The following is a 19501-nucleotide window of genomic DNA, read 5'->3' as shown; positions in this document are numbered from 1 at the left end:
GGGATCACCGGGGAACGACTACCTGGTGGGAGCCGACCTTGTGGGCGATCCGCGCGGCAGCGCGGGCCCGGCCCCTCAGTCCCTGAAATTCTCGAACTGCAACGGTACCTCGACATCCGTCTTGCGCAGCATCGCGATGGCGTTCTGCAGGTCGTCGCGCTTCTTCCCGGTGACGCGGATCTTCTCCCCGTTGATCTGGGCCTCCACCTTGAGCTTGGCCTCCTTGATCTTCGCGACGATCTTCTTCGCCACCGGCTGTTCGATGCCCTGCTTGATCGTGACCTTCTGCCGCGCCTCGGCCAGGTTCGTCTCGACCTTGCCCGCGTCCATCGCGCGCACGTCGATGCCACGGGCAGAGAGGCGGGCGCGAAGGATGTCCATGAGCTGGCCCAGCTGGAACTCGTTGTCGGCCTTCTGCGTGATGACGTTCTCGTCGAGTTCGAACTTGGCCGACGTGCCGCGCAGGTCGAAGCGCGTGGAGACCTCGCGGTTGGCCTGGTCCACGGCATTGGTGAGCTCGTGGGTGTCGACTTCCGAGACGATGTCGAAGGAGGGCATGGGTGGGTCCTTGTCGAGGGGAGCGATGACCAAGTTTATCGCGAGGGCGTTACCATGTGCGTTTGCGCGGCGGATGCGAAGCATGGAATACGACGTCCTCGTCGTCGGGGCGGGCGCGGCGGGCCTGATGACGGCCATCGTCGCGGGTGCCCGTGGGCGGCGCGTGCTCGTGCTCGACCATGCCAACCGTGCCGGCAAGAAGATCCTGATGTCCGGCGGCGGCCGCTGCAATTTCACCAACACGGCCACCACGCCGGCCAATTTCCTCTCGGCCAACCCCCATTTCTGCAAGTCGGCGCTGGCGCGCTACACCCCGTGGGATTTCATCGCCATGGTGGACCGGCACCGTATCGCGTGGCATGAGAAATCGCCGGGCCAGCTGTTCTGCGACGAATCGTCCAAGCAGATCGTGCGCATGTTGCTCGACGAATGCGCGGCGGTTGGCGCCCGCGTGGAGACCGGCTGCGCCGTTTCGCGCCTGCGCGCCGCCACCGCCGGCGGTTTCGCCTGCGAGACGCCGCTGGGACACGTGCGCGCCGAATCGCTGGTGATCGCCACCGGCGGCCTGTCGATTCCCAGCCTCGGCGCCACCGGTTTCGGCTACGAGGTGGCGAAACAGTTCGGCCACGCGGTGCTGCCGCTGCGCGCGGGCCTGGTGCCACTCACGTTGAGCGGCAAGCACCAGGAACGCTTCGAGGGACTGGCGGGCGTGGCCCTGCCCGTGGAGGCGCGTGCGAACGGCGCCGCCTTTCGCGACGCCATGCTCTTCACGCACCGCGGCATCAGCGGCCCGGCCATCCTGCAGATATCGTCGTACTGGGAGCCCGGTACGGACCTGCGCATCGACCTCATGCCGGGCATCGACGCGGGACAGGCCCTGCGGGAAGGGCGTGCCGAACGTCCCGCGGCGGAACTGAAGACGGTGCTTTCGGGCCTGTTGCCGCGGCGCCTCGCCGAACGCCTTTGCGAGGTTTGGCTACCCAACCGGCCGATGCGCCAGTTCCGTGACGCCGAATTGAACGAGCTGGGCGCACAGTTGGCCGACTGGCCGCTCGTGGCGAGCGGCACCGAAGGCTATCGCACCGCCGAAGTGACCCTCGGCGGCGTCGACACCGACGAGGTTTCGTCGAGCACGATGATGTCCCGCCGCCATGCGGGGCTCTACTTCGTGGGCGAGGTACTCGACGTCACCGGCCACCTCGGTGGCTACAACTTCCAATGGGCCTGGGCCTCCGGCCATGCCGCCGGCCTGGCCGTCTGACACGGAGCAAGAACATGCGTATCGGTTTCATCGGTCTGGGCAGCATGGGTGCCGGCATGGCTGGCAACCTGATCAAGGCGGGGCACGAGGTGACGGTGTGGAACCGCTCGCCGGAGGCGGCCGCGCCATTGGCGGAGCAGGGCGCGAAGGTGGCTGCCACCCCGGCCGAGGCCGTCGCGGGCATCGAGGTGCTGCACAGCATGTTGGCGAACGACGCCGCCGTGCGCGAGGTGGTCCTGCACGGTGGGGTACTCGACGCGCTGCCCCAGGGCGCCGTGCACGTGAACCACGCCACCATCTCCGTCGCGCTGGCGCGCGAACTGGCCGGGGCGCACGAGTCGCGTGGCCTCGGCTATGTGGCCGCCCCGGTCTTCGGCCGGCCCGCGGTCGCCGCGGCGGGCGAACTGAACATCGTGGCCGCCGGCAAGCCCGAGGCCATCGCGAAGGTTTCGGCCCTGCTCGACCTGCTGGGCCAGAAGGTCTGGCCGATGGGGGACGATCCGGTGCGCGCCACCATCGTCAAGATCGGTGGCAATTTCCTGATCGGGGCGGCGATCGAGAGCATGGCCGAAGCCACCACGCTCACCCGTGCCCACGGCGTGCCGGCGAAGGATTTCCTCGAGGTGATGTCCAGCACCTTGTTCGCCGCGCCGATCTACAAGATCTACGGCGGGATGATCGCGGAGCAGAAGTACATGCCCGCCGGCTTCAAGATGAGCCTGGGCTTCAAGGACATCGGCCTGGCCCGTGCGGCGGCCGAGGCCGAGCGGGTGCCCATGCCGTTCGCCAGCGTGATGCACGACGCGATGCTCGAGGCGCTGGGCGCGGGCGACGGCGATCTGGATTGGGCGGGCATGGCGCGCGTGGCCGCGGCACGGGCGCACCTGAAGGATTGAAGCGTTAGACCGCTTTTACGCACGTCTTCACAATCGCTAGCCCGGCGGGTCCGTGACAATCGGTCCCGCACGCTATTGTGCGGCTTACGGATGGATGTCATGTCGGCAACCTGGAAGACGGTGTACGAGGGCCAGCACGAAGGCCGCTCGATCACGGTGAGAGAATCGGGCGACGGAACCTACAAGGTGCTTACCAAGCAGAACGTCCACGACGAAGGGATCGCCTACCAGGACGGCAAGACCTTCGTGCATGTCTCCCCGAGCAGCGTGGGCGAGCAAGTGGAAAGCGAGGCGAATTCGCTCGAATCGCTCGAAGAGGCCTTGAAAGAACTGCATTTTTCCGCGGATACGGTCACCAGCATCTGCGCCAGGCTGCACTGACGAGCCGGCGCGCGTTTCTGCCATGATGGGGGCTCGTTCCCCCATACAGGCGTGCACCGTCCATGGCAGAAACGATGTCCCCGATGATCGAGCGCACCGTCCCCCGGATACTGATGTGCGCCCCCACGTTCTTCGAGGTCAGCTATGTCATCAATCCATGGATGACCGGCCACGTCCACGACACCACCCGGGAGCGCTCCCAGCGCCAGTGGGACGCCCTCCGCGACACGGTCTCCCGCCACGCCGACGTGGTCCAGCAACCGCCGGCGGAGGGGTGGCCGGACATGACGTTCACCGCCAATGCCGGCCTGGTCTTCGGCAACACCTTCGTACCCAGCCGTTTCCGTTATGCGGAACGCCAGGGTGAGGAAGCCCACGACCGCGCCTGGTTCGAACGCCACGGCTTCGACATCGTGGAACTGCCGGAGAACGTGTTCTTCGAGGGTGCCGGCGACGCCTTGTTCGACCGCGGCGTCGCCCGTCGCCTCTGGATGGGCCACGGCCATCGCTCGGATGTCGCGGCCGCACCCGCGCTGGCACGCCTGCTCGATGTCGAGGTGCTGCCACTGAAGCTCGCCGATCCGCGCTTCTATCACCTCGATACCTGCTTTTGCCCACTGGCCGATGGCTACACGCTGTACTTCCCCGCGGCGTTCGACGCGGCGGCGCTGGCCTTGATCGAGCAACACGTGCCGCCTGGCCAGCGGATCGCGGTCAACGAGCATGACGCGCTCGATTTCGCCTGCAACGCGGTGAACCTCGGCCGCGTGGTGATCCTCAACCGTGCCAGCGCCGATCTGCGCTCCCGGTTGGAGGGCGCGGGCTTCATGGTGATCGAGGTGGCCCTGGACGAGTTCATGAAGTCCGGTGGGGCGGCGAAGTGCCTGACCTTGAAGCTGGATGAGGTGACGGGGGCTTGATGCCCCACCCGGGTGTCCGCGCGCTGCTTGGTGGAAGCGGGGCTCGGTGGGAGCCGACTTGTCGGCGATCCCGCGGCAGCGGGCCAGGGTGAGGCAAGCCCCCATCGCCGCTGAAGCGGCTCCCACACGTTCTAGCGAAGTGCCGTCCGGCGGCGCGCCAACCACTTATCCAGCTCGTTGGCGAAGGCCTGGCGATCGCGCTGATGCATCACGGCGGGGCCGCCGGTGTCGACACCGGCGCCGCGCAGTTCCTCCATGAAATTGCGCATCGACAGCCGCGCGGCGATGGTGTCCCGGGTGAACATCTCGCCGCGCGGATGCAACGCCAGCGCGCCTTTCTCGATGGCGAAGGACGCCAGCGGGATGTCCTGGGTGACCACGAGGTCGCCCGGCTCGACACGGCGCACGATCTCGTCGTCGGCGACGTCGAATCCGCCCGGCACCTGGATCGAGCGGACGAAACGCGAGGCAGGCGTCCGGATCCACTGGTTCGCCACCAGCGTCACCTCGACCTGCTCGCGTTCGGCGGCACGGAACAGAATGTCCTTGATGACGTTCGGGCAAGCGTCGGCGTCGACCCAGATACGCATGGTCAGAGGTCCTGCCAGTCCACGTGGCCGTCGATGATGGTGTTGGTGCGCCCGCCGACCCACACGGCGTCGCCGTCGATGCGGATGATGATGCGCGCGTCGTGCCCCACCTCGCGGCCCTGGCTCACGACATAGCCCTTGGCGAGCGAACCGGTCGTGTCGCGCGCGGCCACGTAGGCGGCGATCAGGCCGTTCGCCGCGCCGGAGGCCGGATCCTCGACGATGCCCACGCCCGCGGGAAAGGCGCGCACGGCCAGGCCATCGGCCGAGCGGGCGAAGACGCAGAGGCCCAGCGTATCGGTGGCCAGGGCCAGTGCGCGGATGGCGGCATGGTCGGGGCGCCAGCCACGCAGTTCGGCTTCGTCTGCGAATTCGGCCACCCACCAGCGGCGGCCGCCTTCGACACAGGCCGGGGGAAGGGCGCCGGGCTTCACGCCGTAGAGCACGGCCGACAAGGTCTCGCCGCCGCACGCGGCGTCGCCGACGATGCGCGCCTTCGGCGACTGCACGAAGAGTTCGCGTTGCTGGCCATGGCCCTCCACGCGGATGGGCAGGACGCCGGCACCGCACTCCTGCCAGATGATGCCGGCGGCATCGGGCGCGACCAGTCCCGCATCGAGCGCGGCGTGCGCGCTGCCGATGGTGGGGTGGCCGGCGAAGGGGATTTCCTTGGTCGGGGTGAAGATCCGGGCTCGGTAGCCGGCACCTTCCGCGCGCGCCGGCATCAGGAAGGTGGTCTCGACCAGGTTCGTCCAGTGGGCGAAGCGTTGCATGCGGCCGTCCGACCAGCCTTCCGCGTCGATCACGACGCCGAGCGGGTTGCCACCGCCGTGACGGGCGGCGAAGACATCGAGCTGCTTGTAACGGATGTAAGGCATTCGGTGGGGCCGGGGAAACGGGGGAGCCGTCATGATAGCCGTCCAAAGCCCGAACGGGAGGCGCGCCGGCATTCGACATCCGCGCGGGATACCGCCAAGATGCGCGCTGGCTCGATGCGTAAGGACGCTGTTTCAAGGCATGATCACGCTGCTCATCATCCTCGCGACCTGTGTGGTCTCGATCGTCGCTTTCCGCAACCAGCGCCTGCTGGACGACCTCATCCTCTGGCCGCCGGCCCTCAGCCGCAGCCGCGAGTACTACCGGCTCGTCACCTATGGCCTGGTGCACGCGGACGGCGGCCACCTGTTCTTCAACATGATCTCGCTGTATTTCGCGGGACGCATCATGGAACAGTTCTTCACCGCCGCGATGGGCCCGCTGGGTTTCCTCACCTTCTATATCGGCGCCCTGGTCTTCTCGATCCTGCCCTCGTACATGGCGAACCGGCAGAACGCGGCGTATCGCAGCCTGGGCGCCTCGGGCGCCGTCTCGGCCATCCTCTTCGCCTTCATCCTGCTGGCTCCCTGGTCGAGGATCTATCTCATCGTCGTACCGATGCCGGCGATCCTCTACGGCGTGTTGTTCGTCGCGTATTCGATCTACATGGACAAGCGCGGCGGCGACAACGTGAACCATAGCGCGCACCTGTGGGGCGCGCTGTACGGCGTGATCTTCACCGTGGCGTTGAAGCCGGCGGCGTTGCTCAGCTTCGTCGCGTCGCTGACGCAACCGAGGTTGTGATGCGCGAACCTGAATTTTCCCGACAGATTCATGTGACTTCGGACGACGGCTGTTACATCATGCGACCGACCGGAACGAAAACCTGATCGCAACGACGTCGTCCGGCATGCACGCGGGTTTCCCCGGTGGGGCGGTTCGCGTCGGCTACTACCGCAGGAGGAATGAACGCATGGCTACGACCCGAAAGTCCGCCGCGAAGAAGTCCGCGGCCAAGAAGACGGCTACGAAAAAGGCGGCTACCCGTAAGACCGCCGCGAAGAAGACAGGCGTCCGCGCCGCCGTGAAGAAGACCGCCCGCAAAACCGCACGCCCGGTAGCGAAGAAGGCCTCCGTAAAGAAGGCCTCCGTAAAGAAAGCTTCCGCGAAGAAGGCTTCCGCGAAGAAGGCACCGGCGAAGAAGACATCGGCACGCAAGTCGGCGGCGAAGAAGGCACCGGCGCGCAAGGTCGCCGCCAGAAAGGCCGCGAAGAAAACCTCGACGCGGAAGGCCGCCACCCGGAAGTCGCCCGCGCGCAAGACCGCCGTGAAGAAGGCTGCGGCGAAGGCGCCGGCGCGCAAGTCCGCGACGAGCAAGGCGGCCAAGAAAACCGGCACGAAGACGTCGGTCCGGAAGTCGCCGGCACGTAGCGGCGCGGCGAAGACCGCGACCCGGAAGACGGCGGTCAGCAAGTCCGCCGCGCCCAGGACGGCCAGCCGCAAGACGCCGGCGCGCAAGGCACCCGCACCCGCGCCGGTAAAGGCGACGCCGAAGCCGGCAGCCAGGCCACGTCCGAAACCCGCCCCTGCGGCACAGGTACCCGAAGCGACCGACGCACCGGTCCAGCACATCAGCCAGGAAGAGGCGGTGGCTCACATCCAGGCCTTGCTCGACGCGAAGCGTGAACGTGACCGCCAGCCGCCAAGCTGGCCGACGGGCGATCAGCACGCGGCGGGCGCGCCGAACATCCAGCCGGGTGATGAACCCAATCCCGCGCCGAAGGTTCCGTCGCCCGAGGCGAGCCATGCCAACGCCTCCCACGAGCGTGGCGATCAGCAGAAGAACAAAGGCTGAGCGTGAAAGCTGAATGAAAGGAAAGGGCCGCCTCGTGCGGCCTTTTCTTTTTAGCGGCTGTTCAATCGCCCGAGCGCAGTGTCGTGTCGTCCTTCGGAGAACCTCCATGCGTCGAGCGCATTCGCTGATCCTCGTGCTAGCGGCCTGCCTGCCACTCGCGGGTTGCTACTACGATCCGGATTACGGCTACGTCCGTAACGGTTCGGGCGCCGATGCGTACTACGGCGAAGAGACGACGACGGTGGTTTCCCCGGGCGTCTATGACCCTGGCTACGGTTACTACGGCTACGGCCCCGGTTGCTGCTACTCCGGCGTCACCGTCGGCACCGTCTGGTACGACCGCGACTACGATCGCCGGTATTACCGGCGCGACCGCGACTGGCATGGCCGCCCGCCACCGCGCGGCGACTGGAACGGGCATCCGGGTGGTGATCACCGCCCGCCGGGTGGCTGGCAAGGCAACAACCGTCCACCCGGTGGCTGGCGTGGAAGCGATCGCCCCCGTGACAACGACGGGGACCGTGGACCGCGTGGTGGTGGCTGGCAGGGTGGCAACCGTCCCGGCGGCTGGCAAGGCGGTGGAAACCGCGGCGATGGCGATCATCGTCCCGCTCCGTCGTCGGGTCAGCGAAGCGCCCCCGTCCGGCAGGCAGGCACCGGCCGCGACCGCAGCCGCTTCCGCAGCGACACCGACTAACGCAAAGCTGCGCTCGCGGCTCGGTGGGATCCGACGCGGCTCGGTGGGAGCCGACCCTGTCGGCGATAAACCTCGCCCCACGCCACGTCCCACCCCTACATGCCAGGCTGGCCCGCACGAACCCCATGACCCCCTAGCCTGAAGGCCGACTCCGCGCAGGCGACACGGCCGTGCTTCGCTCCCCCGTTTCCATCGTCACGCTGGCCGTGATCGCCGCCGTTGGCTGCGCCTCCGTGCAAGGACTGCCGTGGCTGCCGGCATGGAAACCATCGGCCGTCATAGGCGTGCTCGCATTCGGCGTCGCCTTGCGCGCGGGCAACGCATGGATTCGTCTCCCCGCCGTCCTGCTGATGTTCGCCGCCTGGGCCGCCATTCATGGCGCCCTGGCCATGGATGCGCGCTGGGCGACCTCGCGCGATGGCGAGGATGTCACCGTCACCGGCCATGTGGTGGACTTGCCGCGCCGTATCGGTGCCGACACATCGTTCGTCTTCGCGCCTGATAAAGGCGGCGAAGCCGACGCACCGCGAGGACGCGTGCGCCTCACCTGGTACCGCGCGGTGGCGCCGCCGAAGCCCTGCGAGCGATGGCGCCTTACGGTGCGCCTGCGCCGGCCGCGAGGCACGCTCAACCCGGGTGGCGGCGACACGGAGCGCGGCGCGTTGCAACGGCGTATCGTCGCCACCGGCTATGTCCGCGCAGGGCCAGGGAACACGAGGCTTTCCTCCCCGGCCTGTATCGACGGCTGGCGAGACCACATCGGCGAGGCGCTCGATGCACGGGTCGGTGTCCACGACGCCCGCATTCTCAAGGCGCTGGCCATCGGCGATACCCGTGGCCTCGACGCCGCGGATTGGGACATCGCGCGGGCGACGGGCGTATCGCACCTCATCGCGATTTCCGGATTCCACGTCGGTGTCGCGGCGGGTGGTGGCGTGTTGTTGGCGCGCCTGCTGTACGCCTGTTTGCCGTGGCTCGCGCTGACCCTGCCGCGACAGTTGGCGCAAGCGTTCGCAGGCCTCTTCGTCGCGGGGGCGTATGGCGTCCTTGCCGGACTTGGACTGCCGACAGTCCGGACCCTGCTGATGATCGCCGTCGTCGTACTGGCTGGACTCGGGCGACGGCGCGCGGGTGGAGCCTCGCTCCTCGCCCTCGCGTTGCTCGCCGTCCTGATCGTCGACCCCCTCGCCGTGCTCGCCCCGGGGTTCTGGCTGTCTTTCGGCGGGGTGGGGTTTCTCATGCTGAGCGTGACGCCTCGTGCGACGGGATGGCGTGGTTGGCTCGGCGCCTTGTTGCAGGCGCAGGCGGCCATGAGCATCGCCTTGCTGCCGATGTCGCTATGGTGGTTCGGAAGCGCGTCGTTGGTGGGCTTCGCGGCGAATCTCATCGCCGCGCCCCTGGTCAGTTTCCTCGTCGTGCCGCTGGTTCTTTGCGGCTGCGTCGTGCTCGCGTGGCCTGCGCTTTCCGCGGTGCTCCTTGTGCCTGCCGCATCGCTGCTTTCATGGCTATGGCGTCTGCTCGCCACGATGGCCGATTGGCCGGGTGCACGCGTAAGCGTCGCCGAAAGCGGAGCGCTGCCGATGATCCTGGCGACCTGTGGCGCGGCATGGCTGTTCGCGCCCCGCGGCGTGCCGTTACGAGGTTACGGCGCGTTGCTGTTCTTGCCCCTTGCCCTGCCGCCACGTGACCTGCCGGCACATGGCGCGTTCCGCGCTTGGGTGCTGGACGTGGGGCAGGGGCTTTCGGTGTTGGTAAGAACGCGTTCACATACGCTGGTCTACGACGCGGGGCCGGCGTATGCCAGCGGCCAGGACGCCGGGGCGGGCATCGTCCTGCCTTCCGTCACGGCGCTCGGCATCGGGCCCGTGGACTCCCTCGTGATAAGCCATGGCGATAGCGACCATGCGGGCGGTGCCGCATCCGTCGTGGGACGTTATCCGCGGGCGGTGCGCTTGTCCGGGGAGCCTGGGCGGCTTCGCTTCGAAGCGATGCGATGCCTGCCCGGTACGGCATGGTCGTGGGACGGCGTGACGTTTCGCTTCATCGAGGTGCCGGCGCGGAAGGCCGGGAAGACGAGCGGCAACGATCGCTCATGCGTACTCGCGGTGGAAGGCGTGGCGGGCCGCCTCCTTCTCACCGGCGACCTGGGTAACAAGGCCGAACGCCTCATGACGGCGGCATCGCTGGCATCGCCCTTGCCGACGGTGACCACCATCGCTCATCACGGAAGCCGTCATTCATCCGACACCGCCTGGTTGCGCGCGGTGCGACCCACGCTCGCCATCGCCTCGGCGGGCTGGCGCAACCGTTTCGGGCATCCCCATCCATCGATCGTCGACCGTCATGCCGGCATGGGCATCGAGGTCTATGTGACGAACCGCAGCGGTGCGGTACGCATCGATTTTCCCGCGAATGCGCCTCCACGCGTGGAAAGGGAGTGGCGACGGCCCGTTGATCGCTATTGGCATGAATGAGTGAGCGAGGGGTTTCCTCGTGGGGTCCATTGGGCCTTCCAAAACCAACGACTTCCGCGATCGCTGCCGAAACGGAGCCGCGAAGGCGTGAGGAATGCGCGGTCACATGTCCAACGACGCCAGGTTCGGGTGCTAGCCTGCGGAGGCGGACCCATGGAAGGAGGAGGTCATGTCTACCACGGAAGGTGTGCCTGGTTCCCGCGCAGGAGCGCGACTGGATCGGCAATGAGCGCCGTGACGGCTCTCTTGTTGCCGATGCTCGTGAGCATCGCCTGGCTGGTCGTCCTCGTGGTGGGCCTGTTGATCAGGCCAGCCAAGCCGCGTGGCATCGCCGCGCCCGACCGCATGCCTAACGTCACCGTGATGGTTCCCCATTACAACGAGGACATAGGCCGGCTCCTTGGAACGTTGGAGGCCATAGACACACAACGATATTCAGGGAGGATGGATATCCTGATCGTCGACGACGGCTCGACCAACCAGATTCAATCCCGCCTCGCTTCGTGGGTAGGTGGCGCGCGAGCACACGCGGTGAAATCCATCGTTCTCGATCGAAATACAGGGCGCAAAGGCAAGGCGCTGGACGAGGCACTCGTATGTCTTCCCGACGATACGGATGTGGTGGTGATCGTCGATAGCGACACGATTCCATCCGATGGGGCAATGCAAAGACTCGTGGAGCGTTTGTGGTCCGATCCCGAGTGTGCTGTCGCATGTGGCTATCTCGTCCCCTGCAACCCACACGCCTCCGCCATAACGAGGATGCAATATCGGGAATATACGGGGCCGCTCAGCGCGACGAAGCTGGTGCAGAATCACGTCCGTCGCGTGCCTACGATGGCTGGCGCTTTCTCCGCGCATAGACGGACGGTCATCGAACACATCGGCGGATGGGGGCGATGGTCCGTGGAAGACATGGCGTGGACATGGAAAGCATTGGCGTTCGGTTACGGATCCAGGTATGTGGTGGAAGCCGTAGCCCTCACCCGTTGTCCCGAGTCGGTGGAAGAGTTGAACCGCCAAAGGCGACGTTGGTCGCGTGGGCACATCGAAGCATACGGGGAGCTTTGGCGGGCGTCACCGGTGACAGCTGTCCTTATGTTTCCCTTCCTTGGATGGCATGTGATCAAGCATGCGACGCTCGGATTCGCACCATTCAATCTTCTTGCGCTCTGTTGGATACCTCTCGAAACGATCGTCCTGCTCGCGATACAGGCGGCTCTTTACCTGCTCGTGACGACGCTGCATGTCGCTCGCTCGGCGAATCCGTGTGCTCAGGACTGGAGGGACGCGATAGTGTCGTCCACCCTCGGCCGGTCGTTCCGTCTCTGGTTGTGGTGGCCCGGCGTCATGGGACTCGTAGACGCGGTCAGGGGCGGGAATCGGACCTGGCTGACCAGAGGGTTGCATGACAATGCAAAATGACCATGCATCGAAATGACGGCGCGGCATGCCGGGTCCCGGCTTTAAAAGAGTTCCGGCGGGTTGGACCTGGTGGGTTGACTCGCCGAGTCGTGTTGCACCGCCGTTTGACATTTTGAATTTAGAACGATTTAAATGCCGCTTCCGCAAACGAGGGGATCGACGCGTGACGGTATCGAAGCACGGTTGGGGGAGGGCGGTGCTCGCCCTGGCGACGGCGTCTGTGGTGGTACCGGTGGGAGCCCTTGCGGCTACCCAGGGCTTCGACAGTTCGTTCGAGGAAGGAAATCCCGCGCTTGCCTCCAGCCGGCAAGGCAGCCTCGATATCCGGATCGTGGGAGGGCCGCCCGCCGAGGCGGTGCTCACCGCCAAGGCGAACGTCGGTTTCACCGGCACCCATTCGCTGCGGTACGCCGGTACCTCCACCGGATCGCCGGTTACCGCGAAGCTGTTCGACGTCGATCTTCGCGTCGCCGACGGCACGACGCTTTCCTGGTTGGTGTTCCCGCGTTCCAACAAGGACGACCTGGCGAACCCGGCCAACTACGTGAGCGTGGATCTCGTCTTCGACGACGGTTCGCGGCTATCGACGACCGGCGCGCGCGACCAGCATCGCGTGCCTGTCACCGCGAAGGGGCAGGGCGAAGGGCGTGTGCTCTATCCGGACCAGTGGAACTACGTGAGCGTCGATCTCGGCGCGGTGGCCAAGGGGCGCCGCGTGCGTTCGATCGCCTTGACCGCCGATGCGCCGGCAGGCAAGGCCTTCGAAGGCTATGTGGACGATGTCCGCATCGGCGTGGTCAAGGATGTCGCCAGCTCCCATCCCACCGATTACGTCGATACGCGCCGTGGCTCCAACGCCAACGCCAATTTCTCGCGCGGCAACAACTTCCCCGCGGTGGCGATGCCGCACGGTTTCAATTTCTGGACGCCGACCACGAACGCCGGCTCGAACTGGATCTACCAGTATCAGGAGCGCAACGGCGACGACAATCGTCCGCGCATCGAGGCCTTCAGCCTGTCGCACGAGCCCAGCCCGTGGATGGGCGAGCGGCAGACCTTCCAGGTGATGCCCGCCCAGGTGGCTTCCGGCGCACCGCCGCTGAAGCGCGAGACGCGTGCGCTTTCCTTCGGCCACGATGCGGAGGTGGCGCATCCGGATTACTACCGCGTTCGCTTCGACAACGGCGTGGTCACGGAGATCACGCCGACCGATCATGCCGCCATGTTCCGTTTCACCTTCACGGGGAAACGCTCGCAACTGGTATTCGACAATCTCAACGAACAAGCGGCGGTGACGCTCGATCCGGAACACCGGACGATCCAGGGTTGGTCCGACGTGAAGAGCCGCCTTTCCACGGGGGCCACCCGCCTGTTCTTCTACGCCGAGTTCGACAAGCCGGTGACGGAGAGCGGTCGCCTGGCCGGCGAGAAGCGCGACGCCGCCTCGGCCTGGTTCGGCTTCGACACGGCCAGTAAGGGTGGCAGGACGGTGACGATGCGCATCGCCACCTCGCTCATCGGAATCGACCAGGCCAAGGCCAATCTCGCCCAGGAAATCGCCGCCGGCGACGATTTCGACAGCGTCCGCGAACGCGCCCGCAAAGCCTGGGACGAGCGCCTCGGCATGATCGCCGTGGAGGGTGCCACGCGGGACGAGCGCACCATCCTCTATTCCAACCTGTACCGGCTGTTCCTCTACCCCAACCAGGCATACGAGAACACGGGCAGCAAGGAAAAGCCCGTGTGGCGTTACGCGAGCCCGTTTTCCGCGCCCGTCGGCGAAAACACGCCGACGCATACCGGCGCGCGTATCGTCGATGGCCAGCCGTACGTGAACAACGGTTTCTGGGATACCTACCGAACGGCCTGGCCCGCGTACGTGCTGTTCACGCCGACGGAAGCGGGCCGGATGATCGATGGCTTCGTGCAGCAGTACCGCGACGGCGGCTGGATCGCGCGCTGGTCGTCGCCGGGCTATGCGGACCTGATGGTCGGCACCAGTTCCGACGTCGCCTTCGCGGATGCATGGCTGAAGGGCGTGCGCAACTTCGACGTGGCCTCGTTCTACCAGTCGGCGATCCGCAACGCCTCCAGCGTCAGCGATGTGAAGGGCGCCGGCCGCAAAGGCATCGAGCGCTCCCTGTTCAATGGCTATACCGACGACAAGGTCGCCGAAGGCCTGTCCTGGTCGATGGACGGATACATCAACGATTTCGCCATCGGCAACCTGGCCGCGGCGTTGGCGAAGGCGCCGCCGTCCGGCGACGACTACCGCTCCTATGCGGACGACGCAGTGTGGTACCGCTCGCGCGCCCTTGGCTATGCGAACCTGTTCGATCCCGCCGTCGGCTTCTTCGTCGCCCGCGATCCCGCCGGCAAGTGGCGTTGGGATGCGAAGGATTTCAGCCCGATCCGTTGGGGCGGCGACTACACCGAGACCGATGCCTGGAACATGGCCTTCCATGCGCCGCAGGACGGCGCCGGCCTCGCCGCGCTCTACGGCGGCCGCGAGGCGCTCGGTGCCAAGCTCGACGAGTTCTTCTCCACGCCGGGCACGTTCGATGTCGGCGACTACGGTGACGTGATCCACGAGATGCTCGAGGCGCGCGACGTGCGCATGGGCCAGTACGGCCATTCCAACCAGCCGTCGCACCACATCATCTGGATGTACGACGAGGCCGGCCAGCCGTGGAAGACGCAGGACAAGTTGCGCGATGCGGTGTCGCGCCTCTACGTGGGCAGCGAGATCGGCCAGGGCTATCCGGGTGACGAGGACAATGGCGAGATGTCGGCGTGGTGGCTGTTCGGCGCGGCGGGCTTCTACCCCCTGCGCATGGGCACGCCCGAGTACGTGATCGGCGCGCCGCATTTCCCGCGCATGGTCATCACCCTGGAAGGCGGCGCGAAGATCGACATCCGCGCGCCCGGCGTGAGCGATACCAACCGCTACGTGCAGTCGCTCAAGGTCGATGGGCAGCCCTGGAACAAGCTCAGCCTGCCTCATGCGTTGCTCGCGAAGGGCGCGACGCTCGAGTTCGAGATGGGTCCCAAGCCTTCGACATGGGGCACCGGTGCCGACGCCTTGCCTGCTTCGCTCACGGCGGAAGGTTCGAAGCCGGCGCCTTTGCACGACGTGACGCGCGCCGATGCCGTCACCCTCGACGGCAAGAAGGACGCGAAGCTGGCCGCGCTGGCGGATAACGACTCGTCCACGGAGTTCGCCTTGCCGGCTGGCAAGGCGGTCGTCGCCTACCGCCTGGACAAGCCGGCGGGCGTCACGGTCTACACGGTGACCTCGCCGGCCGCCGCCGAGGCGCCGTCGCGATGGACCTTGCAGGGTTCGGCCGATGGCAAGCACTGGACGACCCTGGACGAGCGCCGCGACGAACGTTTCCCGTGGCATCGGCAGACCCGGGCCTTCGTGGTGGCCCAGCCGGCGGCGTACAGCCGGTACCGGCTGGCCTTCGACGGGGCGGGTCCTGGCAGCGTGGCCGAATTGGAGCTGCTGGCACCGTGAGGACGCGATAGCGAAGGGGCTCGCGATCCGGACTGCCAAGGCCGCCTCAGTCCGGATCGCGGGCCCTGCTATGATGCCCGCCTGACTTTTTGGTACTCCCGGGGTTCACGTGCTCGAGATCCTTCTGGCTGGCGGCTGGGCATTGCTGCCGATCCTCATCTGTTCGCTGGCGGCGCTGGCGATCGTACTGGAACGCTTCTGGGCCCTCCGCCGCGCGGCCGTGCTGCCGCCGGGGCTGGGTGCCGAGGTCCGCGAATGGGCCCGTTCGTCCAGGCTCGACGCTGCCCACCTCGCCGCCCTGGAGAAGGGTTCGCCGCTGGGCGAGTTGTTCGCCGGTGCCCTGGCCGTGCGCGACCGTCCGCGTGAGTTGATCAAGGAACGCATCGAGGACACCGGCCGCCATGTGGTCCACCGCATGGAGCGTTACCTGAACACCCTCGGCACCATCGCCCTGATCGGCCCGCTGCTGGGCTTGCTGGGTACCGTGATCGGCCTGATTCGCATGTTCCTCAACGTGATGGCGGGCGGCATCGGCGATCCGACCAAGATGGCCGGCGGCATCGGCGAAGCCCTGATCTGCACGGCCTTCGGCCTGGTGGTGTCCATTCCCGCGTATGTGCTGCACCGTTATTTCCGCTCGAAGGTGAGCGGCTATGTCGTGCAGATGGAAAAGGAAGCCACGGCACTGCTGGACGATCTCTCGGCCCCTCGTCCGGCCGCGCCGCGCCGCCGGACCGCCGCGCCGGAAGCCGCCGTCACGCAGGCCGGCTGATCCATGCGCATCGGTTCCCGTCGTGAGGACGACTTCGAGATCAACGTGATCTCGCTGATCGACGTCCTGCTCACCTTGCTGATGTTCTTCGTGCTCAGCACGACCTTCATCGAGCACTCGCGCCTCAAGGTCAACCTGCCCAAGGCGGACAGCGAAGCGCGCGAGACCACCGACAACGCGCTCACCCTCGTGGTCGACCGCGACGGCCATTACTCGGTCGGTAGCGACGAGGTGATGGGCGAAGGCATCGATCCGCTGAAGTCCACCATCGAGCGCGTGGCCGGCCCCGATCGCGGACGCCTGGTAGTGATCCGCGCCGACGCCATGACGGCGCACCAGAACGTGGTGCGCGCGATGGACGCGTTGGGCCAGCTCGGTTTCACCCGGCTCTCCATCGCCACCACCCCGGCCGAGGCGGCGGCGGGCAAGTGAGTACGCAGAAGGTTTCTGTCTGGGACGTCCGCACCTGGCGCACGTACAAGCGCCTGCTCGGCTATACCCGGCGGTTCCGCACCGCGGGATATATCGCGATCGTCGGCATGATCGTCGATCCGGTCTGCCTCTCGGTGTTCACCGGCATGCTCAAGCCGTTGATCGACAACCTGTTCGTCGAGAAGGACCCTTACACGATCTTCTGGATGCCGATCTGGATCGTGTGCATCTTCCTCGTCCGTGGCGTGGCGTCGTATGCCACCGACTACGGCATCGCCTATGTCGGCCGCAACGTGGTGCAGGCGATCCGCGTCGACGTGTTCGCCGCCTACCTGCGCCTGCCTGCCGCCTTCTTCGCGCGCGAGCCCTCGGGCCAGCAGATTTCGCGCATCACGTATACCAGCGAGCAAGTGGCCTCGGCGTCGGCGGATTCGCTCAAGGTCGCCGTGACCGAAGGCCTGACGGTCGTCGGCATGCTCTGCGTGATGCTCTACCACAGCCCCTACCTGGCCATGGCCTTGCTGGTGCTGGTGCCCTGCGTGGTCGCGATCGTCACCGTGATCAGCCGGCGCTACCGAAAGATCAGCAAGCGCATCCAGGGCAACATGGGCACCGTGACCAGCGCGGTGGAGGAAGCCGTCGCCGCCAATCGCGAAGTGCGCATCTATGGCGGACAGGTCCGCGAGACGGCGCGTTTCGGTGACGTCGCCGAGCGGCAGCGCCGGTTGAACCTCAAGGTGTCGTCCACGAGCGCGATGTCCAGCGCGACGATCCAGACCACCGGCGCCGTGGCGCTCGCGACCCTGGTCTTCCTCGGTACGCGTCCGCACGTCCTCAACAGCATCACGCCCGGCGTGTTCACGGCCGTGCTCACCGCCATGGGCGCCATGTTGCCGTCGCTCAAGCGCCTCGCGGGCATCCAGGCCAGCCTGCAGAAGGGCGTCACCGCCGCCGAGGACCTCTTCGAGATCATCGACGAGCCCGCCGAAGTGGACACCGGCACGGAAGAACTGGTCCGCACGAAGGGCGACATCCGCTTCGAGGACGTCAAGCTCGTCTACGAACGCAACAACCACGTGGCCTTGCGCGGCGTCGACCTCACCTGCGCGCCGGGCACGGTCACGGCGTTGGTGGGGCGCTCGGGCAGTGGCAAATCGAGTCTGGTCAGCCTGCTGCCGCGCTTCTATGAACCCTCCGATGGACGCATCCTGATCGACGGCCGCGACTACCGTCAGTACAAGCTCCCGTCGCTGCGCAAGCAGATCGCCTGGGTGGGCCAGCACGTGGTGCTGTTCGACGATACCGTCGCCGCGAATATCGCCTATGGCGAAATGGCGGGCGCGACCGAGGCGGAGATCGCCGCCGCCGCACAGGCCGCCAACGCGATGGAATTCATCGAGCGCCTGCCGGAAGGATTGAACACGCGGATCGGGCAGGGGGGCAATTCGCTTTCGGGCGGCCAGCGCCAGCGCCTCGCCATCGCGCGCGCCATCCTGAAGAACGCGCCGATCCTCGTGCTCGACGAAGCCACCAGCGCCCTCGATACCGAATCCGAACGGCTGATCCAGGACGCCCTGACCCGCTTGATGCGCGACCGCACCACCCTGGTGATCGCTCATCGCCTGTCCACCATCGAACACGCCGACCAAATCGCCGTGATGGAACAGGGCCGGATCATCGAACTGGGCACGCATCGCGAACTCATCGACAAGGGCGGCCAGTACGCGGCGTTGCATCGCATGCAGTTCCACGAGCAGGTCACGGCGGGCTGACCGGGTGGCCCTCGGTACGTCGTTGCAACGGCGTTGGTATGGCGGGGGATCGCCGCCATGGTGGACGCTTCCCTTCGAGGCGCTTTATCGCAGCGTGACGCGCCGTCGCGTCGAGCGCTTTCGCAACGATCCTTCCGAAGTCGTCCGCCTGTCGGTGCCCGTGGTCGTCGTCGGGAACATCACCGTCGGCGGGACGGGCAAGACGCCCCTGATCGTCGCGCTGGCGAAGGCGATGGAGCAGCGCGGCTTCCTGCCCGGCATCGTCAGCCGCGGCTATGGTGGCAGCGAGCGCGGGCCATATCTGCTTACCGGCGAAGACGATCCGGCAAGGGTGGGCGACGAACCCTGCCTCATCCGCCAGAGCGGCGTGCCGGTGGCGATCGGGCGTGAGCGGCCGGAAGCGGCGCGCCTGCTCGTCGACGCCGGCTGCGACCTGATCCTCGCCGACGATGGCTTGCAGCATTACCGCCTGGGCCGCGACGTCGAGATATGCGTCATCGACGGCGAGCGCCGCCTCGGCAACGGGCACCTGCTTCCGGCGGGCCCGCTGCGCGAACCTGCCAGCCGGCTTGGCGAGGTGGATTTCGTCGTCGTCAACGGCGGCGTGCCCACGGCCGGCGAAATCGCGATGCGCCTGGAGGGAGGTGTCGCCGTGAACATGCGCGAGCCGTCCCTGACCGCACCGCTCGCGGATTTCGCGGGCCGGCCGGCACACGCCGTCGCCGGCATCGGCAATCCCACGCGCTTCTTCGCCAGCCTCGCCGCACAAGGCATCGCCGTGCATGGCCACCCCTTCGCCGACCATCACGCCTTCACCCGTGACGATTTCATCTTCGCCGACGGCTGCCCCGTGCTGATGACCGACAAGGACGCCGTGAAATGCCGCGGCTTCGCGCGCGACAACTGGTGGCGCGTGCCGGTGCATGCCGTGCTGCCGGAATCGTTCTACGACGCGGTGGCGGAACGGGTCCAAGCCCGCGCTTCATAAGTTGTGGGAGCCGCCCCTTGTGGGAGCCCACCTTGTCGGCGATAGGTGCTCGCCTCGGTCCCATGTGGGAGCCCACCATGTAGGCGCAGGGTGGGTGGCGCGGCAAAGGCCCCAGCCCCCGGGTAGCCCCCAAAGTCGGCGGCCCCC

Annotated in this window: 17 protein-coding genes and 1 pseudogene; 15 read left to right on the top strand and 3 right to left on the bottom strand. The window is 66.8% G+C overall.

Annotation, left to right across the window (positions count from 1 at the left end; all coding sequences use genetic code 11):
- Positions 1-75: 75 nt before the first annotated feature.
- Positions 76-558: a YajQ family cyclic di-GMP-binding protein gene (locus tag ACR9ZJ_RS09335; RefSeq protein WP_481280581.1), complete on the bottom strand. Its 483-nt coding sequence runs from the start codon at positions 556-558 to the stop codon at positions 76-78.
- Positions 559-640: 82 nt separating this feature from the next.
- Between ACR9ZJ_RS09335 and ACR9ZJ_RS09330 the strand changes: the two genes are divergently transcribed.
- From ACR9ZJ_RS09330 to ACR9ZJ_RS09315, 4 genes are all read left to right on the top strand, one after another.
- On the top strand, positions 641-1819 hold the full coding sequence (locus tag ACR9ZJ_RS09330; RefSeq protein WP_481280580.1) for a BaiN/RdsA family NAD(P)/FAD-dependent oxidoreductase: 1179 nt from the start codon (positions 641-643) through the stop codon (positions 1817-1819).
- Positions 1777-2715: an NAD(P)-dependent oxidoreductase gene (locus tag ACR9ZJ_RS09325; protein ID WP_481280579.1), complete on the top strand. Its 939-nt coding sequence runs from the start codon at positions 1777-1779 to the stop codon at positions 2713-2715. The genes ACR9ZJ_RS09330 and ACR9ZJ_RS09325 overlap by 43 nt, the downstream gene beginning before the upstream one ends.
- Positions 2716-2814: 99 nt before the next feature.
- Complete coding sequence (locus tag ACR9ZJ_RS09320; protein WP_481280578.1) at positions 2815-3096, top strand: prefoldin domain-containing protein; 282 nt, start codon at positions 2815-2817, stop codon at positions 3094-3096.
- An 83-nt stretch (positions 3097-3179) separates the two neighbouring features.
- On the top strand, positions 3180-4016 hold the full coding sequence (locus tag ACR9ZJ_RS09315; protein WP_481280577.1) for a dimethylarginine dimethylaminohydrolase family protein: 837 nt from the start codon (positions 3180-3182) through the stop codon (positions 4014-4016).
- A 131-nt stretch (positions 4017-4147) separates the two neighbouring features.
- On the opposite strand, the gene ACR9ZJ_RS09310 is transcribed toward ACR9ZJ_RS09315, so the two are convergent.
- Positions 4148-4606, bottom strand: a complete 459-nt coding sequence (locus tag ACR9ZJ_RS09310; RefSeq protein WP_481280576.1) for a YaiI/YqxD family protein — start codon at positions 4604-4606, stop codon at positions 4148-4150.
- A 2-nt stretch (positions 4607-4608) separates the two neighbouring features.
- Positions 4609-5484, bottom strand: coding sequence for a PhzF family phenazine biosynthesis protein (locus ACR9ZJ_RS09305; protein WP_481280575.1), 876 nt, complete (start codon positions 5482-5484; stop codon positions 4609-4611).
- A 139-nt stretch (positions 5485-5623) separates the two neighbouring features.
- On the opposite strand from ACR9ZJ_RS09305, the gene ACR9ZJ_RS09300 reads away from it, so the two are divergent.
- The 11 genes and pseudogenes from ACR9ZJ_RS09300 (at position 5624) to lpxK (ending at position 19354) form a co-directional block, all read left to right on the top strand.
- A complete protein-coding gene (locus tag ACR9ZJ_RS09300) occupies positions 5624-6226 on the top strand; it encodes a rhomboid family intramembrane serine protease (protein WP_481280574.1) in 603 nt (200 codons plus the stop codon).
- A gap of 106 nt (positions 6227-6332) precedes the next feature.
- Positions 6333-6749, top strand: a pseudogene (locus ACR9ZJ_RS09295) (histone H1-like repetitive region-containing protein); the annotation flags it as partial.
- A 321-nt stretch (positions 6750-7070) separates the two neighbouring features.
- Positions 7071-7277, top strand: coding sequence for a hypothetical protein (locus ACR9ZJ_RS09290; protein WP_481287615.1), 207 nt, complete (start codon positions 7071-7073; stop codon positions 7275-7277).
- Positions 7278-7383: 106 nt separating this feature from the next.
- On the top strand, positions 7384-7974 hold the full coding sequence (locus tag ACR9ZJ_RS09285; RefSeq protein ID WP_481280572.1) for a hypothetical protein: 591 nt from the start codon (positions 7384-7386) through the stop codon (positions 7972-7974).
- A 170-nt stretch (positions 7975-8144) separates the two neighbouring features.
- Complete coding sequence (locus ACR9ZJ_RS09280; protein ID WP_481287606.1) at positions 8145-10448, top strand: DNA internalization-related competence protein ComEC/Rec2; 2304 nt, start codon at positions 8145-8147, stop codon at positions 10446-10448.
- Between the two features lie 225 nt (positions 10449-10673).
- A complete protein-coding gene (locus ACR9ZJ_RS09275) occupies positions 10674-11873 on the top strand; it encodes a glycosyltransferase family 2 protein (RefSeq protein ID WP_481287605.1) in 1200 nt (399 codons plus the stop codon).
- Between the two features lie 163 nt (positions 11874-12036).
- Positions 12037-15390: a GH92 family glycosyl hydrolase gene (locus tag ACR9ZJ_RS09270; protein ID WP_481287604.1), complete on the top strand. Its 3354-nt coding sequence runs from the start codon at positions 12037-12039 to the stop codon at positions 15388-15390.
- A 109-nt stretch (positions 15391-15499) separates the two neighbouring features.
- The gene (locus ACR9ZJ_RS09265; RefSeq protein WP_481280568.1) at positions 15500-16162 is read left to right on the top strand and encodes a MotA/TolQ/ExbB proton channel family protein; all 663 of its coding nucleotides are present in this window, start codon (positions 15500-15502) and stop codon (positions 16160-16162) included.
- Between the two features lie 3 nt (positions 16163-16165).
- Positions 16166-16594, top strand: a complete 429-nt coding sequence (locus ACR9ZJ_RS09260; protein ID WP_371022875.1) for an ExbD/TolR family protein — start codon at positions 16166-16168, stop codon at positions 16592-16594.
- Positions 16591-18366, top strand: a complete 1776-nt coding sequence (gene msbA / locus ACR9ZJ_RS09255; protein WP_481280566.1) for a lipid A export permease/ATP-binding protein MsbA — start codon at positions 16591-16593, stop codon at positions 18364-18366. The genes ACR9ZJ_RS09260 and msbA overlap by 4 nt, the downstream gene beginning before the upstream one ends.
- Before the next feature lie 4 nt (positions 18367-18370).
- Positions 18371-19354 (top strand): tetraacyldisaccharide 4'-kinase, encoded by a 984-nt coding sequence (gene lpxK, locus ACR9ZJ_RS09250; RefSeq protein ID WP_481287603.1) that lies wholly within the window; start codon positions 18371-18373, stop codon positions 19352-19354.
- The last annotated feature ends 147 nt before the right edge of the window (positions 19355-19501 follow it).

The organism is Luteibacter sp. KNZ12-1A (assembly GCF_056755675.1).
Note: the sequence above shows the minus strand (reverse complement) of the source record. Positions and strands in the feature narration are given on the sequence as shown.

What these genes read in the sequence shown, in the direction of transcription:
- ACR9ZJ_RS09275 (WP_481287605.1), top strand. Translation starts at nt 10,674, where the DNA reads ATGAGCGCCGTGACGGCTCTCTTGTTGCCGATGCTCGTGAGCATCGCC.
- ACR9ZJ_RS09260 (WP_371022875.1), top strand. Translation starts at nt 16,166, where the DNA reads ATGCGCATCGGTTCCCGTCGTGAGGACGACTTCGAGATCAACGTGATC.
- ACR9ZJ_RS09315 (WP_481280577.1), top strand. Translation starts at nt 3,180, where the DNA reads ATGATCGAGCGCACCGTCCCCCGGATACTGATGTGCGCCCCCACGTTC.
- ACR9ZJ_RS09300 (WP_481280574.1), top strand. Translation starts at nt 5,624, where the DNA reads ATGATCACGCTGCTCATCATCCTCGCGACCTGTGTGGTCTCGATCGTC.
- ACR9ZJ_RS09335 (WP_481280581.1), bottom strand. Translation starts at nt 558, where the DNA reads ATGCCCTCCTTCGACATCGTCTCGGAAGTCGACACCCACGAGCTCACC.
- ACR9ZJ_RS09330 (WP_481280580.1), top strand. Translation starts at nt 641, where the DNA reads ATGGAATACGACGTCCTCGTCGTCGGGGCGGGCGCGGCGGGCCTGATG.
- ACR9ZJ_RS09305 (WP_481280575.1), bottom strand. Translation starts at nt 5,484, where the DNA reads ATGCCTTACATCCGTTACAAGCAGCTCGATGTCTTCGCCGCCCGTCAC.
- ACR9ZJ_RS09285 (WP_481280572.1), top strand. Translation starts at nt 7,384, where the DNA reads ATGCGTCGAGCGCATTCGCTGATCCTCGTGCTAGCGGCCTGCCTGCCA.
- ACR9ZJ_RS09320 (WP_481280578.1), top strand. Translation starts at nt 2,815, where the DNA reads ATGTCGGCAACCTGGAAGACGGTGTACGAGGGCCAGCACGAAGGCCGC.
- ACR9ZJ_RS09310 (WP_481280576.1), bottom strand. Translation starts at nt 4,606, where the DNA reads ATGCGTATCTGGGTCGACGCCGACGCTTGCCCGAACGTCATCAAGGAC.
- ACR9ZJ_RS09325 (WP_481280579.1), top strand. Translation starts at nt 1,777, where the DNA reads ATGGGCCTGGGCCTCCGGCCATGCCGCCGGCCTGGCCGTCTGACACGG.